Source organism: Gemmatimonadota bacterium, from assembly GCA_016209965.1.
Lineage (GTDB): Bacteria > Gemmatimonadota > Gemmatimonadetes > Longimicrobiales > RSA9 > JACQVE01.
Map to the genome: position 1 here is coordinate 1 of JACQVE010000050.1, position 18,494 is coordinate 18,494.

Annotated in this window: 15 protein-coding genes; all 15 read right to left on the minus strand. The window is 68.1% G+C overall.

What is annotated here, in order from left to right:
• The coding region (locus HY703_02340; GenBank protein ID MBI4544017.1) for a malate synthase A at positions 1 to 191 on the minus strand (191 nt) is incomplete at its 3' end.
• A 198-nt stretch (positions 192 to 389) separates the two neighbouring features.
• On the minus strand, positions 390 to 2,132 hold the full coding sequence (murJ, locus tag HY703_02345; GenBank protein ID MBI4544018.1) for a murein biosynthesis integral membrane protein MurJ: 1,743 nt from the start codon (positions 2,130 to 2,132) through the stop codon (positions 390 to 392).
• 211 nt (positions 2,133 to 2,343) lie between these two features.
• Entirely contained in the window at positions 2,344 to 4,008 is a 1,665-nt protein-coding gene (gene bshC, locus HY703_02350; protein MBI4544019.1) for a bacillithiol biosynthesis cysteine-adding enzyme BshC, read from the minus strand.
• Positions 4,001 to 4,480 (minus strand): 23S rRNA (pseudouridine(1915)-N(3))-methyltransferase RlmH, encoded by a 480-nt coding sequence (locus HY703_02355; GenBank protein MBI4544020.1) that lies wholly within the window; start codon positions 4,478 to 4,480, stop codon positions 4,001 to 4,003. Before HY703_02355 ends, bshC begins: the two co-directional genes overlap by 8 nt.
• A 10-nt stretch (positions 4,481 to 4,490) precedes the next feature.
• Positions 4,491 to 5,783 (minus strand): Glu/Leu/Phe/Val dehydrogenase, encoded by a 1,293-nt coding sequence (locus HY703_02360; protein ID MBI4544021.1) that lies wholly within the window; start codon positions 5,781 to 5,783, stop codon positions 4,491 to 4,493.
• A gap of 124 nt (positions 5,784 to 5,907) precedes the next feature.
• Positions 5,908 to 6,981 carry a tetraacyldisaccharide 4'-kinase gene (lpxK, locus tag HY703_02365; protein ID MBI4544022.1) on the minus strand — a complete coding sequence of 358 codons (1,074 nt, stop codon included), beginning with the start codon at positions 6,979 to 6,981 and terminating at the stop codon, positions 5,908 to 5,910.
• A complete protein-coding gene (locus tag HY703_02370; GenBank protein ID MBI4544023.1) occupies positions 6,959 to 7,612 on the minus strand; it encodes a lysophospholipid acyltransferase family protein in 654 nt (217 codons plus the stop codon). Before HY703_02370 ends, lpxK begins: the two co-directional genes overlap by 23 nt.
• A complete protein-coding gene (gene lpxB / locus HY703_02375; protein MBI4544024.1) occupies positions 7,609 to 8,748 on the minus strand; it encodes a lipid-A-disaccharide synthase in 1,140 nt (379 codons plus the stop codon). The genes HY703_02370 and lpxB overlap by 4 nt, the downstream gene beginning before the upstream one ends.
• A gap of 107 nt (positions 8,749 to 8,855) precedes the next feature.
• Positions 8,856 to 9,845 (minus strand): Gfo/Idh/MocA family oxidoreductase, encoded by a 990-nt coding sequence (locus tag HY703_02380; protein MBI4544025.1) that lies wholly within the window; start codon positions 9,843 to 9,845, stop codon positions 8,856 to 8,858.
• A 5-nt stretch (positions 9,846 to 9,850) separates the two neighbouring features.
• The gene (gene lpxA / locus HY703_02385) at positions 9,851 to 10,648 is read right to left on the minus strand and encodes an acyl-ACP--UDP-N-acetylglucosamine O-acyltransferase (protein ID MBI4544026.1); all 798 of its coding nucleotides are present in this window, start codon (positions 10,646 to 10,648) and stop codon (positions 9,851 to 9,853) included.
• A gap of 13 nt (positions 10,649 to 10,661) precedes the next feature.
• Positions 10,662 to 11,948 (minus strand): bifunctional UDP-3-O-[3-hydroxymyristoyl] N-acetylglucosamine deacetylase/3-hydroxyacyl-ACP dehydratase, encoded by a 1,287-nt coding sequence (locus tag HY703_02390; protein MBI4544027.1) that lies wholly within the window; start codon positions 11,946 to 11,948, stop codon positions 10,662 to 10,664.
• Positions 11,945 to 12,976 (minus strand): UDP-3-O-(3-hydroxymyristoyl)glucosamine N-acyltransferase, encoded by a 1,032-nt coding sequence (gene lpxD / locus HY703_02395; protein ID MBI4544028.1) that lies wholly within the window; start codon positions 12,974 to 12,976, stop codon positions 11,945 to 11,947. The genes HY703_02390 and lpxD overlap by 4 nt, the downstream gene beginning before the upstream one ends.
• A gap of 43 nt (positions 12,977 to 13,019) precedes the next feature.
• Positions 13,020 to 13,538 carry an OmpH family outer membrane protein gene (locus tag HY703_02400; GenBank protein ID MBI4544029.1) on the minus strand — a complete coding sequence of 173 codons (519 nt, stop codon included), beginning with the start codon at positions 13,536 to 13,538 and terminating at the stop codon, positions 13,020 to 13,022.
• A gap of 37 nt (positions 13,539 to 13,575) precedes the next feature.
• A complete protein-coding gene (bamA, locus tag HY703_02405) occupies positions 13,576 to 16,011 on the minus strand; it encodes an outer membrane protein assembly factor BamA (GenBank protein ID MBI4544030.1) in 2,436 nt (811 codons plus the stop codon).
• Positions 16,008 to 18,482, minus strand: coding sequence for an ATP-dependent Clp protease ATP-binding subunit (locus HY703_02410; GenBank protein MBI4544031.1), 2,475 nt, complete (start codon positions 18,480 to 18,482; stop codon positions 16,008 to 16,010). The genes bamA and HY703_02410 overlap by 4 nt, the downstream gene beginning before the upstream one ends.
• Between the last annotated feature and the right edge of the window lie 12 nt (positions 18,483 to 18,494).

Genomic DNA, 18,494 nt, shown 5'->3' on the forward strand with positions numbered 1-18,494 from the left:
AAGCCGGGGAGGGCTCCTGCGTCCAACTCGAGCTGCCTCTCGGCCCGTCGTGCCAGTCGGGCGCGGCGGGCGCGCTCGAATTCGCGGTGCAATTCGACCAGAAATTCCAGGGCTTCGGGCGTGAGGATTTGGCGGGCATCCGCCGTCGCCGGGGGGAGGACTTTGACGGCCTCGAGAGCGCTCTGGGTCACTGGGGTCTCCTGCGAGAAACGTACGCCTTGGCGCGGCCGCCGCGCTCCCCGCCGCTCGGGCAGCAGTTTCTCGAGGGCGCCCCGGCGGGAAGCGGTGATGCAGGGATTCTGCCCGGGGGGGGCCTCGATGCCTTCGGCGTTTTCGCCGCCCAAAGTGGCGGCGCACGTGAGGTCGCACGCGCCAGGGCGTGCGGCGGCTCAGGACGGGAGCCGTCGGCGCAGCACGCGCAGCGCGTCGTGAGTTTCCTCGATCCCGAGCGCAGCCGCGATGCCGAAGTAGGCGGCGCCGAACGCGGTGAGCGCCAGCACGCCCGTGAGAAGGGGGCTGAGCGGCGGCAGTACGAGCACGACCCCGCGGGCCAAGCCTCCCGCTACGCCAGCCGCGATGCTCATGCGGGCGAGCCGGCCGGCGCCGACCCGGATGGCCCCGACCCGGCGGCCGAGCGAGCGTCTCAGGAGCACCCACTCGACCCAGGCCGCAGCTCCCGTCGCCACACTCAGCCCCACAGCCCCGAGGGCGCGCCCGTCTACCACGACTTCGTCCAGCCGGAACATGAGCAGGTATCCGCCCAGGCCGGCGAGGAGGACACGGAGAAACGCCACCTTGGCCGGCGTCCTGGTGTCGTGCAGCGCAAAGAACGCCGAGCTATAGAGCCTGCTGGCCGTCGAAGCGAGGAGCCCGACCGTGTAGCCGGCCAGCGCGAAATAGACCAGGAGGGTGTCACCTGCCCCGAAATCGCCGGTCTGGTAAAGCGCGGCGACGATCACATCGCCCAGGAGCAGATAGCCGACCACGGTGGGCACGATGTAGAAGGAGATGCGCCGGAGCCCGGCGCTGGCCCGCTCGCGGAGTGCGCCGGCCGGCCCGCCCCGCTCGCGGGCCAGCTCCGGCAGCTCCGCGGCGGCTACAGACATGCCGAACAGGCTAACCGGCAGGATGTAGAGGGTCTGGGCGTAGCCCAGCGCGGCCACCGCGCCCTGCGCCAGCAGCGAGGCGAGGATCAGGTCCACCCACGCGCTGAGCTGCACGACGCCCCGGCCGAGAAGTGCCGGCCCGGCGTTTCGTACCGCCTCCCGCACCCCCGCCAGCCGAATGTCCCAGGCCACAGCCAGCCGGCGCTCGAGCGCCAGCACCCAGGGAAGCTGGATCAGGAACTGGAGCATACCGCCCAGTAGCGCGCCCCACGCCAGGGCCATGACCAGTTGCGCCTGCGCCAGGCGCCCGCCCAACCCGAGCAGCGTGGCGATCATGGCGGCGTTCCACAGCACGGGGGCGACGTAGGGGATGAAGAAACGACGGTGGCTGTTCAGGATTGCGAGCGCCCATGCCGACAGCACGAGCACCCCGGTCATGGGAAATAGGATGCGCGCCGCACCGATGGTGAGCTCGCGGCGCAGCCCGGTAAAGCCCGGCAGGAAGACGCTGACCAAGGCCGGGGCGAGGAGCAGGCCGATCAGCGTGAGCGCACCGGCCACGGCCAGAAGCAGGGCGAAAACCGCACCGGCTACGCGGCCCGCTTCCTCTTCCCTGCCCTGCTCCAGCAGCTCTGCGTAAACCGGGATGAAGGACGCGCTCAGCGTACCCTCGCCCAGCAGGTTCTGCAGGACATTGGGCATACGCAGCGCCGCGCGCCAGGCGTCGGCGGGCGCGGCCGTGCCAAAATAGTGCGCAAAGACTCGCTCCCGCACTAACCCAGCAAGGCGGCTAAAAAGAATGCCCGCTGCTACCCAATGGGCGGAGCGGGCAGAGTCCCGGACTGGGGCGGGTTCAGGAGGGACGTTCACCGGATGGCAGAGCGCCCCCGGCCGCGGGCTTCGCTTCCAGCAGACGGTGCAGGAACTCGCTCTCGTCTTCCAGACGCTGGAGATCCTGGCCCAGCCGTTCGACTTCGGATTCGAGTGTGGCCAGCCGCCGTACCAGCGCAAGCTCGGTCGGCGCATCCCGACGCTCCAGCCGGGCGGCGAGTGCGCGCCCGAGCTGCGAGTCGAGGACCACCGCGATCAGCGGAATGAGCAGTGCGAGTACTACGACGAGAAACCACCACATACCCCTAAAATACCTCCGCAACGCGGGGCACGGCAAGCGTTTCCGGGCGGGCCGGGCGGGCCGCTGGCGCCGCCCAGCTCTCAATCGGGGCGGCAGCAATAGGGCTCAGCGGCCACCCCTGGCGCTTCCCGCTTCCACCACCGGCGGGCACTGCACGCCGCTCCAAACCGGTGCAGCCGTGCCCAGCTCGATCGGTAATGCCTGAGCAGCCGCCGGCAGCAAGTCCGGCCCGTAGCGCACCAGATAGTGGAGCACGTTCAGTACCCGCTCCTGCGGCTGACCGGAAGGGAAGAGGTTGCTGCGCGCCTTTTCCAGTTGTCCCAGCCCGGTAGCGCTATGCTTCTTGAAATGCTGCGCGATCCTCTTCTCTGACTCCTGCAGTTGCACCAGGCTGGCATTGCGCGCCGCCTGCAGCGGTCCGGCCAGCGTCGGGTCAATGGACCCGGATTCCTCGACCAGCCGCTCGTACCCCTCCAGCAGCGCCTGGCGCAGCAGTGCCACAGCCCAGGTGATCCCTTCCGGCAGCTCCTCCCGCAGCAGCCGTGCGGCCAGCTCGTGGGCCGGCCCCCGGAAGTCGTGCACCTCGAGCCGGAATTTCTCCAACACCTTCCGCACCTTGGGCTCGATGAGCCACACGCTGCAGCGGGGAAGCACCAGTGGCATCTCCAGGCCGTGCGCCTGGAAGAGGCAGCCGAGCTGGGCAAAATAGTTGACCTCCGCCGGACCACCGACGTAGGCGACGGTCGGGAACACATAACTCTCGAGGATGGGCCGCAGCACCACGTTCGGTGAGAAGCGATCGGGCTGTGCCTCGAGTAGCGCGCGGAGCTCCCGGTCGCTCCAACGCTGCCCGCGGCGGCGCAGCACCCACGCCCCATCCTCGCGCAGCAGCCGCTCGCGCGCCTGCTCGTCCTCGTAGAAGAGATTGGCCGCACTGGGCAGGATCGTAACCTGGCCGGAGTACCCCCACTGTTCCAGCCGAGCAGTCTGCTCCGTCAATCGGACTTCGTGCTCCGCCGCACCCTCGAGCTCCCTGGCCAGCACCGCCGCACCCTGCCGCTTGAGCACAGGATCACCGCCATCCACGAGCAGAAGGTCCAGCGGGCCGAGCACCGAGGTGAAGAGCTCCATGAACGCCTCCGCCACCGTTCGCCCCGGCCGGTACGCCGATTCGACCTGCTCGAGCAGCGCCGGTGTGAACTCGGTCTCGGGAAGCAGCCGGCGCAGCTCCTCCAGCACCTGCTCGATTCCGGGCCCCAGGCGGCGCAGCCGCATGGACGGCCGCCGTCCGCCGGAGGCGCCAGGGATCTCGAGGCGCCGCAATTCGTTGGACAAATCGAGCAGGTGGACCTGGTTCGCCTCTTCCCAATCGTGATCGTCCGAGGCCACCCAGAAAAGCGGCGCGACCGGGCGACCCAGCACCGGCTCGAGCGCCTGCGCCAGCCGCACGGCCGAAAGCGCCTTGTACACCGTGTACAATGGTCCCAGCAGCAGCCCGGGTTGGTGGCCCGTCGTGACGAACACACCGCCCCCTTCCACGACTCGATCGAGCTGCTGCCGCGCCGCCTCCGATGTGGGGCGTACGACCTCCGCCATGGCTCGCAGGCGCGCGGTATCGAAGCGTCGGGTCACTTCCGCCGTCTTGCGCCGGTAGGCCTCTGGATCCCACGGCGAACCGGAAAAGAAAGCCGCCAGGGCGGCGGACGCCTCGTAGTAGTCCTCGAGCAGGCGACCCCCGCCTTGCAGGCGTCCTGCCAGGATCTCAAGCATTGCTGGCTTTGTGGTAGGGCTCGCCTCTCACGATCGTGCCCGCGCGGTAGAGCTGCTCGGCAAGGACCAGTCGCGCCAGGTCATGCGGCAGGGTGAAAGCCGAAAGGCTGAGTCTCCGGTCGGCGCGGCGTAACACACTCTCCCCCAGTCCGAACGCGCCGCCGATCAGGAAGGCGACGCCGCTTCTCCCGCCCGATCCCAGATCCTGCAGGTAGGCGGCGAGCCGCATCGAACTCCAGGCCTCCCCGTCGCGTGTCAGCGCCATGACCTGCGCTCCGGCCGGGATCCGTTGCATCAGCCGCTCCGCCTCGGCCGCCCGGATTTCCCTGGCCGGCCGGCCCCGGGCCGCCTTTTCTTCCCGAACCGTGACTCCCTCGAAGTCCCAGTAGCGGCGGGCCCGCTCCTCGTACCCGGCAATCGCCTCCACGAGCGGCCGGCCCGGACGGCCGACAGCCAGCACCCAGAGCTTCACACCTGCCCGCCTACGCGTAAATGCCCCGCATCCGATGAACAGCCGCTACCCGGTCGATTGCCAGCATGTACGCCGCCGTCCGCAAGTTCACCCCGTGCTCCCTGGAAAAGCCCAGCAGGTTGTGGAACGACCGGATCATGACCTCGCGGAGCCTCTTGATCACCACGTCCTCGCTCCAGAAGTAGCCTTCCCGATTCTGCACCCACTCGAAGTAGCTGACCGTGACGCCACCCGCGTTGGCCAGGATGTCCGGTATCACAAACACGCCCTTTTCATCCAGAATGGCATCCGCAGGTGCCGTGGTCGGGCCATTCGCACCTTCGGCAATGACGCGAGCCCGGATGCTCGGCGCGTTGCGCCGCGTGATCACGTTCTCCAGCGCAGCCGGGACCAGGACGTCCACATCCAGCTCCAGCAGTTCCTCATTGGAAATCGGCTCGCCCCCTGTGAAGCCCTCCAGGAACCGGTTTTCCTCGATCCACTTGATGGCATCATTCACAAGAATGCCATGCGCATTGTAGATGGCCCCCGTCCGGTCGCTGATCCCGACCACGGTCAAGCCGTCCTCTTCCAGCAGGCGGGCGGCAACCGAGCCGACGTTCCCGAAGCCTTGAACCGCCACCTTGGTTCCGTGGAGCGGCAGCCCCAGCTCGCGCAGCGCTTCCTTCACCACGATCCTCACCCCCCGCCCCGTCGCCTCCCTCCGCCCGAGCGAACCGCCTAGCTCGATGGGCTTTCCTGTGACGACCGAGGTGACGGTATGGCGCCGGTGCATCGAGTAGGTGTCCATGACCCAGGCCATCACCTGCTCGTTCGTGTTCACATCCGGCGCGGGCACGTCCGATTCCGGGCCCAGCACCTCCAGGATGGAGGCCGTGTAGCGCCGGGTCAGCCGCTCCAGCTCGCCCGGGGACAGCCGATACGGGTCGCAGATCACGCCACCCTTGGCCCCGCCGAAGGGAATGTTCACCACCGCGCACTTCCACGTCATCCACGCCGCCAGTGCCGTCACCTCGTCCAGAGTAACGCCCAGATCGAAGCGGATCCCGCCTTTGGCCGGTCCCCGCGATGTGTTGTAGAGCACGCGGTATCCTTTGAAAACCTCCACCTCCCCGTTGTCCATCAACACCGGGATCGAGGTGATCACCTGCTTCTCCGGATGGCGAAGGATCTTGTAGAGACCGGGGTCCAGTTCGAGTAGCTCTGCGGCACGATCGAAGCGCTCCATCATCGCTTCGAACGGGTTCTCCTCATTGATAAGGCCGGCATCTTCCGACCCGGCTGTCCTCGGGGCCGACTCCATCGGCGTTCCGTCTCCTCCAGTGATCACTCGGTCCACGCCCGCTGCGCCGGTCGCCGGCCGCGAGCCGCAATGGCGCCATCGCTTTGCCTTCGAGGGCCGCGCGTGCGGGACCGCTGCCCCACCCTCATGGCTGCCACCTGGCCTCCAACGGTGTCACCAGGGCATCCAGCCGGCTGGCCAGCTGGGACTCCCCCGACTCCACCGCCACGCTCTGTTCGAGCACCCAAAGCTGCACGTCGGGGAGCAGCTCGCGGAGCTTGATGGCATCCTTCGCCGTGGTTACCACCGGGCGCCCCCCGGACGCCCGACGAATGCGGCCGGCAGCGCGGGCGTCGTAGTGGTAGTGGTCCGGGAGAGCGAACATCTCCGCCACTTGCGCTCCGGACTGCCGTGCCTGAGCCAGGAAAAGGTCCGGCCGCGCGACGCCTGCCACCCCCACGACCTCTCCTCGCGGAGTTTCCTGCCCCCCGCTGCCCTCGAGCGCGCGCCTCCATCCCGCGGCCCTGAGCTCGAGCCGCACCACGTCCGCTGCGGGCGCAAGCTCACGAACCTCCCGCGCCACCTGCTGCGATGCTTCAGGCGGCGCGACCTTCCGGGTCACGGCAACAACCTGCGCGCGTGCCAGGGCGGAAACCGGTTCCCGCCAGGGGCCGCGAGGCAGCAGGTGCGGCGAGCGGCACCACCCCTCGGCGGTGACCAGCACCAGATCGAGGTCGCGCGCCAGCCGAAGGTGTTGGAACCCATCATCCAGCACCAGCACGGTGGCGCCGCCGGCTGCTGCTTTCTCCGCTGCCGCGACCCGATCGCGCCCCACCAGCACGGGTACCTCCGGGTACCAGGCCCGATGCAGCTCCGGCTCGTCGCCGCCGTATCCGCCGTGGAGCACGGCCGGGCGAGCTCCTCGACTGAGGAGCTGCTCTACCACCCACCGTGCCACTGGCGTCTTCCCTGTCCCGCCTACCACCAGGTTGCCGACGCTCACGACAGGCACTGCGGCCCGCGCCGCTTCGGGCCAGCCGGAGGCATGGAGGCGGGTGCGCAGCGCCAGGGCTACGCGGTAGATCAGCTCCGCGGGTGCGAGACACCACCCCCAGGCCCCGGCGTCCGAATCATCCCACCACAGCCGGCGTAAGCCCGCGAACCGCTGGGAAGCAAGGGTTCCCGCTGCCGGTCCCTCAGCCGCGCTGACCTCGGCCATCCACTTCCTCGAGCAGCCGGTTCAGCTCGTCCTCCAGCAGCCGGGCCTGGCGGCGCAGCTCTCGCGCATCCGCGCCCCGCGGGATCTCCCGGGGGGCGCCGTAGGCCACGCACACCCTGGCAAAGGGCCGGGGGAGAAGGAAGCGGTCCCAGCTCCGGACCCACCAGGCGCGGTCGGCTCCAGCTGCCATGGGCACGAGCGGCAACCCGCTGAGCTGCGCCGCCACGACCGCTCCCAGCTTCACCTTCTGGCGCGGCCCCCGTGGCCCATCCGGTGTGAAGGCAAGCGTTCGGCCGGCCCTGGCATGGCGCAGCAGCTCCCGCAACCCCCCGCGTCCGCCACGCGTGCTCGAGCCCCGCACAACGGCATAGCCCCAGCGCTCCATGATGCGGGTGATGTACTCCCCGTCCCGCGAGCGGCTGACCAGGGTGGTAATTCCTTGCCGGCGGTGGAGGTAGGTGAGCGGCAGGAGCCGGCCGTGCCAGAGTGCGAAAATTACCGGCCGGCCCCCGTCCCACAGGCACTGGTAGTTCTCCGCACCGCGCACCTCGAAGTGCAGCGTGGCAAGCCAGGCATCGAGCACCCCACGCCCCGCGGACCCGACCAGCCAGTGGCGCAGTCCGCGTCTCACGCCGCGCCCGCCAGTAGCTCGGCGGCCATTCGGGTCACGCGTCTGGCTGCCGTACCCGCGTTGTCGGCGTGGGGGTAGGCCAGCGCAGCGCGCACCCTGCCCAGCCCCTCTATGACGCTGCGGCGAGTCGAGGACTCGGCTCGCAGCAGCGAGATTACGGCGTCGCTGAGCGCGGCGGGCGTCGCCTGCTCCTGCACCAGCTCGGGCACCAGCCGCTCCCCGGCCACGAGATTCACCAGCCCGATGTGCGGCACCTTCACCAGCCGCCGGGCCAGCCACAGCGTGGCGGGGTGGGCTCGATAAGCAATCACCATGGGCACGCCGGCCAGTGCCGCCTCCAGGGTCGTCGTCCCCGACTTCACGAGCGCAGCGTCAGAGTGTGCCAGCAGCTCCCGTGCGTTCAAGACTCGGGGGTACCCCGCCCCTAGGTACGCGGCCGGCGAAAGCACCGGTGACTGGGCAATGACTGGCTGAACCTCGGCGCGCCGCAGCCCGATCCGGCGCGCCGTCTCGAGAAAGAGATGCAGGTGGCGGTTGAGCTCCTGGGCGCGCGAGCCCGGAAAAAGGGCCAGGATCGGACGCCCAGGATCGAGCCCCACCCGCCGGCAAAACTCTTCGCGCGACGACTCCACCGGCGGCAGATCCAGGAGCGGGTGGCCGACGAACTCTGCCCGTGCGCCGGCCGCCTGGAACAGCGGCTCCTCGAAGGGCAGCACGAGCGCCATCCGATCGGCACGTTCCGCGAGCTGCTTCACCCGGCCTTCATGCCACGCCCAGACCTGAGGCGCAATGTAATACAAGACCGGAATGGCGCGGTCGCGCGCCAGGCGAGCCAGCCGCAGGTTAAAACCGGGATAGTCAATCAGCAGGAGGAGCTCCGCACCCCGCGCCTCCAGCTCCCGCCGCAGCCGCTGCAGTAAACGCGCAAAGTACGGCAGGTGCTGGATGACCTCGGCAAAGCCCATGACGCCGAGGCGGTCCAGGTCGGCCAGCAGCTCGACCCCGGCTTCGGCCATGCGCGGGCCGCCCAGCCCAAAGAGCTGGACGTCTGGCCACTGCCGCCTCAGCTCGCGGGCGACGGCGGCACCATGAAGGTCACCGGACAGCTCGCCCGCCGACAGGAAGACTGTACGCACCGCTCCCTCACACGATCCGGCTCAAGTACCAGATCAGCAGCAGCACCAGGCCGAGGGCCGCGACCAGCTTCCACAGCGGAGGCGGCCTTCCCGGACCCCGGGCTCTTTCACGCCGGCCCTGCATGAGCGACATGTCCCTCGATTCTCTGCACGATCTCCAGTGCAACCGCCAGTGCGCGCCGCCCCTCTGCGCCCGAAACGCTCACGGGAGTCCGCCCCGCAACTGCCGCGACGAAGCTCTCCAGCTCACAGCGGAGCGGCTCGACTCCATCGCCATCGAAGGAGATGCGTTCCACCACGTCGTGCAGGGAGCTGGCGCCGAGCGGCGTACCCGGATCCAGCACCACGCCCGGACGCAGGCGCAGGAACACGCCGCGTCCCGCCGCCAGGTCAAGACTGATGTAGCCCGATCGCTGGAAGAAGCGAATCTTCCGCATCCTCTCGAGCGAGACCCGGCTGGCCGTGAGGTTGGCCACGGCGCCCCCCTCGAATTCCAGCCGCGCGTTCGCGATATCCGGACTCGGCGTCAGCACCGGCACGCCGGCCGCGGCGATCGCCGTCACACCGCGCCGCATCACACTGAGCACCAGGTCCAGGTCATGAATCATGAGGTCCAGCACAACGGGCACATCCGTGCCCCGTCGCCCGAATGGCGCCAGCCGGTGGCTCTCGACGAATAGCGGTTCGTCCAGGTACGGCTCGCACGCCCGCAACGCACGGTTGAAGCGCTCCACGTGCCCGATCTGCACCACACTCCCGGTGGCGGCCGCGGCTTCCAGGATCCGGTCGGCCGCCTCCAGCGTCAGGGCAATCGGCTTCTCGATCAACACGTGCACTCCCTGGCGCAGCGCAGCGCAAGCCACGGCCTCGTGTGCCGGCGTCGGAACCGCAACGACCAGCGCGTCCACGGCCTCCAGCAGTGCCTCGAGACGTTCGAAAGCCGGCACCCCAATGCTGCGCCCCACCTCCGCCAAACGGCCGGGCTCCGCGTCGTGGACGCCCGCCAGCTTCGCCAAGGGCAGGTTGCTCAGCAATCGGGCGTGATGAAAGCCCACACTCCCGACCCCGGCCACACCGAGCCGCAGCCGCTCCGGCATTGCGCTCAGAGAGAGATCCCGCGATCGCTCTCTTCGACAAAGGCGAGAAAGCGGTCGACTTCCGGGAAGAGTTCCAGCTCGAGGCGGGCGCGTTCCAGCGCTTGCGTCACGTTGAGAGCCTCGTGGAAAAAGAGGCGGTACGCCCGCTTCAGCTCGCGGCGCACTTCCTCCGCAAGGCCGCGGCGCTGCAGCCCCACGCTGTTCAAGCCGTACAACCGGATCGGGTTGCCGGCCGCCTTCACGTACGGCGGCACGTCCTTGGGCACGCGCGAGGCGCCGCCCACAAACGCATGGCAGCCGATGCGCACGAACTGGTGGACCGCCGTCAGGCCACCCACGATGGCGAACTCCTCGATCCGGACGTGTCCGCCCATGTTGACGGCGTTGGACAGGATGACGTGGTCGCCGATCACACAGTCGTGGGCCACATGGGCGTAGGCCATAATCAGGCAGTTGCACCCGACCTCGGTCACGCCGCGAGCTGCCGTGCCGCGATTCAGCGTCGCATATTCCCGCACCACGGTCCGGTCCCCTACCGTCAGCAGCGTCGCTTCGCCGGCGTATTTCAGGTCCTGGGGATCCGTGCCCAGCACCGCTCCATAGTGGATGGCGCAACCCTCGCCAATGCGCGTATCCCGCTCGATGAGCACGTGCGCGCCCAGCCGCGTGCCCGCGCCTATCAGGACATTGGGCCCGACAATCGAGTACGGCCCCACAACCACGTCGGCGCCCAGCTCCGCGCCGCGGTCGACGATCGCGGTCGGGTGCACCTCGGCGGAAGGCAGCACGTTAGCGTCTAGCATTCCTGCTGCCTCCTCAGCGCTCCACGATCCGCGCCATCATTTCGGCCTCCGCCACGACCTGACCGTCCACGGTGCCAACTCCGCGCATGCGGCAGACGTGCCGCCGGAACTGGAGCATCTCCAGCTCGAAACGGATCTGGTCTCCCGGCGTTACCGGGCGCCGCCACTTCACGTTGTCCAGCGACATGAAGTAGACAACCTTCCCTTCCGGGTTTTCTACCGCATCCATGAGCAGCAAGCCGCCCACTTGCGCCATGGCCTCGATGATCAGGACGCCCGGCATGATGGGGTGACCCGGGTAGTGACCCTGGAAGAACGGCTCGTTGATCGTGACGTTCTTGATACCCACGATCCGCTTGCCGGGCTCGAATTCGACCACCCGGTCTACCAGGAGCATCGGGTAGCGATGCGGGAGATACTGCATGATCTTCTGGATGTCCACGATGGGGCGCATACCCTGGCTGCTCCCCACCCGCAACAGCTCGCGCGCCAGTGCGAGATTCCCGGCGTGGCTCGGGCGGTCCGCCACCACATGCGCCCGCAGCCGCCGCCCCAACAGCGCCAGATCGCCAATCACGTCGCCGATCTTGTGGCGCACGAACTCGTCCGGGAAACGCAGCTCCCCTGCCGCCAGCCCGGAGTCGTCCAGCACGATGGCGTTCTCCAGACTCGCGCCCAAGGCCAGGCCGCGTGCCCGCAACTGCTCCGCCTCTCGCAGAAAGCCGAAGGTGCGGGCCGGCGCCACCGCCTCCGCAAAATCCCGCGGCTGCACGTCGAAGGAGCCGAACTGCCGCTGCACCAGCGGATGATCAAATTCGATGCTGGCGGACACTCGCAGCCCGCCGGCGGAGCCCGCCAGATAGGAAGCACCGGCCTCTGCGACCTGCACCGGGTCGCGCAGCTCCAGCACTTCCGCTGCCCTGTCCTGGGCCACAACCCCCGCTCCGCCCAGCAGATCGACGAAAGGCCGGAAGCTCCCGTCCATGATGGGAACCTCCGGCCCGTCCAGCTCGATCCACAAGTTGTCGATCTCCAGCGCCGCCACCGCGGCCAGCACATGCTCTACCGTGTGGACGCGCACGGAATCCGCCGCCAACGTCGTACTCCGCTCCGTGGAGGCCACGTGCTCGAGGTCCGCCGGAACCTCGGGCGCCCCCTCCACATCAACTCGGCGGAAGCGACGCCCCGTACCCGGCTCTGCCGCACGGAAGCGGAGCACGGCCCGCTCCCCGGTGTGCAAGCCGGCCCCCTCTAACTGGACCGCGGCTCCGATGGTCTGCTGGCGCGGCGAGGAGCTCATGTGTCGGATGAGGTGCGGCGTAGTAACTTCAATTCCAAAGCCTGGATGCGCTTCACCAGCTCAGGCAGGCGAAAGAGCGCCGCCTGGGCCCGCAGCGCCTGCTTGTGAGGGCGGGCCGGGTAGCCACTATAGACCGCCCCTGCCGGCACATCCCCGAACACACCCGCTCGCGCGGCAATGGTCGCGCCATCGCCCACCTCGACATGGCCGGGCAGCCCGGCCTGACCGGCCAGCGTTACACGCCGGCCCACGGTGGTGCTCCCCGCGATCCCGACCTGCGCCACAATCACGCTGTGCTCGCCAACGCGCACGTTGTGGCCGATGTGGACGAGGTTGTCGATCTTGACGCCGTCGCCGATTTCGGTCGCTCCGATCGAGCCTCGGTCAATGGTGGTGTTCGCTCCGATCTCGACATCGGCGCCGATCACGCACTCGCCCACCTGCGGGATCTTATGATGGGCGCCATCGATTTGCACGTAGCCGAAGCCGTCCACGCCTACGCGCACGCCGCTGTGCAGAATGGAGCGCGGCCCAATGCGCACACGGGGGTACAGCGTCACGTGGGGATAGAGCACCACGTCGTCGGCGAGAGTACACTGGGCTCCCACGACGGTATGGGCGCCAATGCGAACGCGGTCCCCCATCCGTGCGCCGGTGCCGATAACGGCGTAAGGCCCGATGGTCGCAGCCGCGCCCATGGCCACACCCGCGGCGAGCACTGCGGTGGGATGGACTCCCGGCTCTGCTGTAGGCTCGGGATAGAGCCGGGGGAGCAACGCTGCGAGCGCGCGATGTACGTCGCTGACGACGATGCGGGGCCCCTTCGGCGCTGCCCGCGCGGCCAAGGTCGGTGAGACGAGGAGCGCCCCGGCTCGGGCGCGCGGAACATGGGGGAGGTAGCGGGGGTGCGCAAGGAACGACAACTGCTGCGGCCCGGCGCGGTCCAGCGGTGCCACGCCTGTGAGTTCGGGGTCCCCCTCGCCTTCGAGGCTGCCCCCGACCAGGACGGCGATCTCCGATGCTCTCACAGGTGCGGCCCCGCTCGATCCGCCGGCTGCGAGGGGTGGCGCGCTAGGGCTGCTTGTTGGCCGTGGCCTTCAGCCGTGTTAGTACCTTCTCCGTGATGTCCAGTGCAGGATCCGCTGCAATCAGGCCACCCGCCGCCGCATCCAGGATGAGCGAGTACGCCTCTTCCTTGCGGATCTCGTTGATCACGGCGCTAATCTTGGTCATGATGGGCTGCACCAGCTCCGCCTGCCGCTTCGTCGCCTGATCCTCGAGCTGACCCGCCCGCTGCTGGAATTCCCGCTGCTTGGTGCGGATCGCTTCCTCGCGCGTGCGCTTGACCTCCGGGGAAAGCATGACCTGCTGCTGGTCGTATTCGCCTACCATCTTCTTGAGATCGGTCTCGAGCTGATCCAGCTCCCCCTTGTAGCGGGCCATGTCCTTCTCGAACGCCTGTCTCGCCTCCTTGGCGCCGGGCGCCTCGGCCATGATCTTCTGGGAGTCGATGTAGGCGAGCTTCGGAACCTGCGCCCACCCGGGCGTGGTCACACCCATCAGGCCGGCAGCCGTCACCAGACTCTTCACCAAAGTTCGCATCCTGAGGATTCTCTCTTTCTCGCGGTTAGAACGTAGGGCCAAGCTTGAAATGGAGCTGCCAGCCCGGTACCACCTTGTCGAACCCGTACGCGTAATCTAGGCCCAACGGGCCGAACGGCGTGACCAGGGTCACGCCCAGACCGGCGCCCCTGAGCAGTCGGGTCGGGTTGATCTCCCGCGGGCTGCGCCACACATTGCCTGCGTCGTAAAACAGGGACAAAGACAGGTTGTCGTTGAAGCGCACGGCGTATTCCGCACTCAAGCGCAGGTACGCGTCGCCGAAGCGGTCCTCGAGCAGAACGCCCGGTACACCGCGGGGAATGTGGCCGCGCGGCGTGACCGTGGTTTCCTCATAGCCGCGCAGCGGACGGCCGAACTGGACGCCGCCCATCCAGAAGCGCTCAAAGGGGAAGCGCTCGGCGTTGCCGAAGAGCGCGCCGGCCTCCGCGCTAACCCCCAGCGTGAACCGGATGGGTCGGCTCCCCGGTTGGCCGCCTCCCACCTGACCTGCCGGAACGTACCAGCTCGCACCGGCCGTGTATTTCTGGAAATCGCCGTCCCCCCCGAGCAGCCCGCCGCTGAAGCTCCCCTCCAGCTCGTGCCGCGTCCCCGAAACCGGGAACAGCGGGTGGTCCAGCGTGTTACGCACCAGGCTGAGCGAGATCGTGCTCTGCACCCCGGGCGGCAAGGCGAAGAGGGATGCCGTCTCGAGCCCCGAGGCCTGCTGGTACGTGGTCCGGGAAAGCGAGTAGCCCAGGAAGACGCGGCTCCACCGGTCGGTCGGCAGCGGGAGACCAAAGCGCAATGATCCCCCCGTGCGCCGCCGCTGCCCCTCCGAGAAGCGGAAGAACCTGTCCCGCGCACTGAAGAGGGACGCCGAACCACTGACGCGCGAGCCCAGCATGGCCGGATCGCTGTAGCTCGCCTCGAGATTGTTGGAGAACCTGCCAAACTCCCAGCGCAGGTGCCCCGCCTTGGCTTGCCCGAACAGGTTGGGCTGATCGTAGCCCAGGAAGCCGGCAACCCCCGTACCGCCGCCCAGCGCCGTGCCGAAGTTGATCGCGCCCGTCTGCCGCTCCTTGACGTCAAAGGTGATGTCGACATCCCCCTTGTCATTCGGCTGGATGTCCGGCAGCGGCAGCGGGGTCTCGAAGAAGCCCAGGGCCATCACGTTCTTGTAGCTCTGGATCAGCAGATCCTCGTTGTACACATCCCCCGGGAGCAGCAGGATCCGGTCGCGGATCACGTTCTCGTGCGTGAAGGTGTTGCCCGTGACGCTCACCCGGTTCACGTAGGCGGGCTCGCCCTCCCGGATCTCCCAGGCAACCTGCACGGCCGGCTCGCCCCCGGCCGTCTCGGTGCGCTCGATCACCGGCTGCACACGCGCATACAGGTATCCCTGGTTGCGGTAAAGCTGGGATACCCGGTCCGTAGCCCTCTGGAAGGCAACCTGATCGAACACGCCGCCTCCCTCTTTGCCGCCGTCGCTGCCAAAGCCCAGCCCCCGCAGCAAGCCGCCCCGCTCGCGGTCGAAGTAGCGCTTCAGCTCGTCGGCCGGGAACCGGCGGTTCCCGCGCACATCGAACGCCGCCAACTGGTAGCGCTCCCCCTCGTTCACCTTCACCACCAGCCTGGCCTTCCCCCTCTCCGGGTCCACGACCAGCGTGTCACCCCCCACCGCGAAATCGATGTAGCCCCGCTGCGCGTAGAACTCGGGCAGCTTGTCGCGCAGGTCGGCCTGCAGCTTGGCCTCTTCGTACGTGCCGTCCCGGAACCAGAAGAAGCCCTCTGGCTTGGTGTCGAGAGCCTTGCGCAGCTGCTCGTCATCAAACACCTGGTTGCCCTCGAACTCCACGGCGGCGAGCGCGATACGGTGGCCTTCCGTCACCTGGAAGACGAGCCGCTGCTCGCCCGGCCGGTCGCGGATCGGCTCCAGGCGATGCTCGATCGCCCGCACACGGTACCCCTTGTCCGCCAACAGCTTGCGCATCATGTGCTCCGCTTCGGCCACCTTCGACGGCCGCAGCGGCACGCCGGGATTCAGCCCCACGGTGTCTCGAACCGTGCGGCCATTCACGTGCTCGAGCCCGCGGAACTCGACGTCGCCTATATAGGGCTGTTCCGCCACCTGCACCACCAGCACGACGGGGGCGGACGGGCCCCCGCCGGCCTGCCGCGCGTATACCTGCACGTCGCGATAATGCCCCGATACCCAGAGCCGGCGGATCGCGCGCTGGATCTCGCGGAAGGTGATCGTGTCCCCCGCACGCAGCCCCGACTCCGCCTGTACCACCGCCTCGGGCCGGCGCTGGTTGCCCTGCACCTTTACGCTGTCGATGACCACCGGGCCAGCCGCCGCCGCTTGCTCCTGCGCGAACAGAATGGCGGCGCCTGGCCACGCCAGGGCCGCCAGGAGCAGGGTGACCAGAATGGCGAGCCCCGTCTGGACTACTCCCCTCATGTCTTCGTCGATGATAGGACCCTGAACTCCAGTGAGCCGCCCTCGGGCGACACGTCGACCTCGATCTCGTCTCCCGGCGAGAATCCGCTGGAAAGGATCTTCTCCGACAGCGGATCCTCCATGTGCCGCTGGATCGCCCGCCGCAGCGGGCGGGCGCCGAACTTCTCGTCGAACCCCTTGTCCACCAGGAGTTGCACGGCCGCCTCCGTGACCCGGAGCTTGAACTCCTCCTCGGCGAGCCGCGCGTAAATGTCCTTCAGCATGATGTGGACAATGGCGCCAATCTCCTCCCGGCTCAACGGGTGGAACACGATGATGTCGTCCACACGGTTCAGGAACTCGGGGTTGAAGGCGCGTTCGATCTCGTCCCGCACCTTATCCCGCATGGTCTCGTACGTGCTCCCGGCATCCCGCTCGTGGAAGCCCAGCGCCTTCCCCTTGCTGATGTCGCGGGCGCCCAGGTTCGAGGTCATGATGATGACCGTGTTCTTGAAGTCGATGACCCGGCCGTAGTTGTCCGTCAGGCGCCCTTCGTCCAGCACCTGGAGCAGGATATTGAACACGTCCGGGTGCGCCTTCTCGATCTCGTCCAGCAGCACCACGCAATACGGTCGGCGCCGCACGGCCTTCGTCAGGGTGCCCGAATCCTCGTAGCCCACGTACCCGGGCGGGGCGCCGATCAGTCGCGAGACGGAGAACTTTTCCATGTACTCGCTCATGTCCACGCGGATCAGCGCGTCCCGGTCGGCAAACAGGAACTCGGCCAGCGCCCGAGCCAGCTCGGTCTTCCCCACGCCCGTCGGCCCGCTGAAGATGAAGCTGCCAATCGGCCGCCTCGGATCCTTCAGCCCTGCGCGGCTACGGCGGATCGCCCGACTGATGGCGCGGATCGCCTCGTCCTGCCCCACCACCCGCCCATGCAGCTCGTCCTCCATGTGAACCAGCCGTTCCGTCTCCGCCTCGCGCAGGCGGGTGACCGGGATCCCCGTCCAGCGGCTCACGATGAAGGCGATGTCCTCTTCCGAGATGACCGGCCGGTGCGTGCGCCGTTCCTGCTCCCACTCCTCTTGCTTCTTGCGGATCTGCCCCTGCAGCTCCCGCTCCCGGTCCCGCAGCTCCGCCGCCCGCTCGAAGTCCTGGTCCCGGATGGCCGCGTCCTTCGTCGCCGCCAGCGCCTCCATCTTTTCCTTCAGGTCCGCCACCTCCGGCGGGGGCACCTGCGTCGCCAGCCGCGCCCGCGCGCCGGCCTCGTCGATCACGTCAATCGCCTTATCCGGCAGGAAGCGATCGGTGATGTAGCGCTCGGACAGCCGCGCCGATGACATGAGCGAGTCATCGGGGATCACGACCTTGTGGTGCTCCTCGTAGTGCTTCCGCAGACCCCGCAGGATCTCGATCGTCTCCCCGACCGTCGGCGGATCCACAATCACCGTCTGGAACCGCCGCTCGAGCGCGCCGTCCTTCTCGATGTACTTGCGGTACTCGTTCAGCGTCGAGGCGCCCACGCACTGTAGCTCGCCCCGCGCCAGCGCAGGCTTCAGCATGTTCGAGGCGTCAATCGCGCCTTCCGCTGCCCCCGCACCCACCAGTGTATGCAGTTCGTCAATGAAGAGGATGATGTTACGGTTCTGGGCGATCTCGTTCATGATCGCCTTGAGCCGCTCCTCGAACTGGCCGCGATACTTTGTCCCGGCAATGACCGCGGCCATGTCCAGCGCCAGCACGCGGTGATCCTTCAGGCTGTCCGCGACCTCGCCCCGGGCAATGAGCTGGGCCAGTCCTTCCACGATCGCCGTCTTCCCCACCCCCGGCTCGCCGATCAGCACCGGGTTGTTCTTCTTCCGGCGGGAAAGCACCTCCATCACCCGCTCGATTTCCTTTTCCCGGCCGATGGTCGGGTCCAGCTTCCCCTCGCGCGCGAGATCCGTCAGGTCACGGCAGAAGTGGTCCAGGGCAGGTGTCTTCGATTTCTTCTCACTCTTCGGCATCGAGCCGCCGCCGCTGCCCGAGCCCGAGGACTGCGAGGGGTTGATCTCGCTACCCAGCAGCTTCAACGTTTCGGCGCGCGCATCCTCGAGGGAGACGCCCAGCGAGTTAAGCACCTGGGCGGCGATCCCTTTCTCTTCGCGGAGCAGGCCGAGCAGCAGATGCTCCGTGCCCACGTACGAGTGGTTCAGCTCCCGGGCCTCCGCCATGGCGTACTCGAGCACTTTCTTCGCCCGGGACGTGTACGGCAGCTCGCCCAGCGCGATCGTCGCCTTCCCCTTCCGCACGGATTCTTCGATGCGCTCGTGGATCTGCTCTAGGTCCACGTTCAGGTTGCTCAGCACCGCCGCCGCTACACCCTCCCCCTCCCGGATCAGCCCGAGCAGGATGTGCTCCGTGCCAACGTAGTCGTGCTGCAGCCGAATCGCCTCTTCCCGGGCCATTGCCAGCACCTTGCGGACCCGGTCCGTAAAGTTGTAATTCATGGTGCGCCTCGT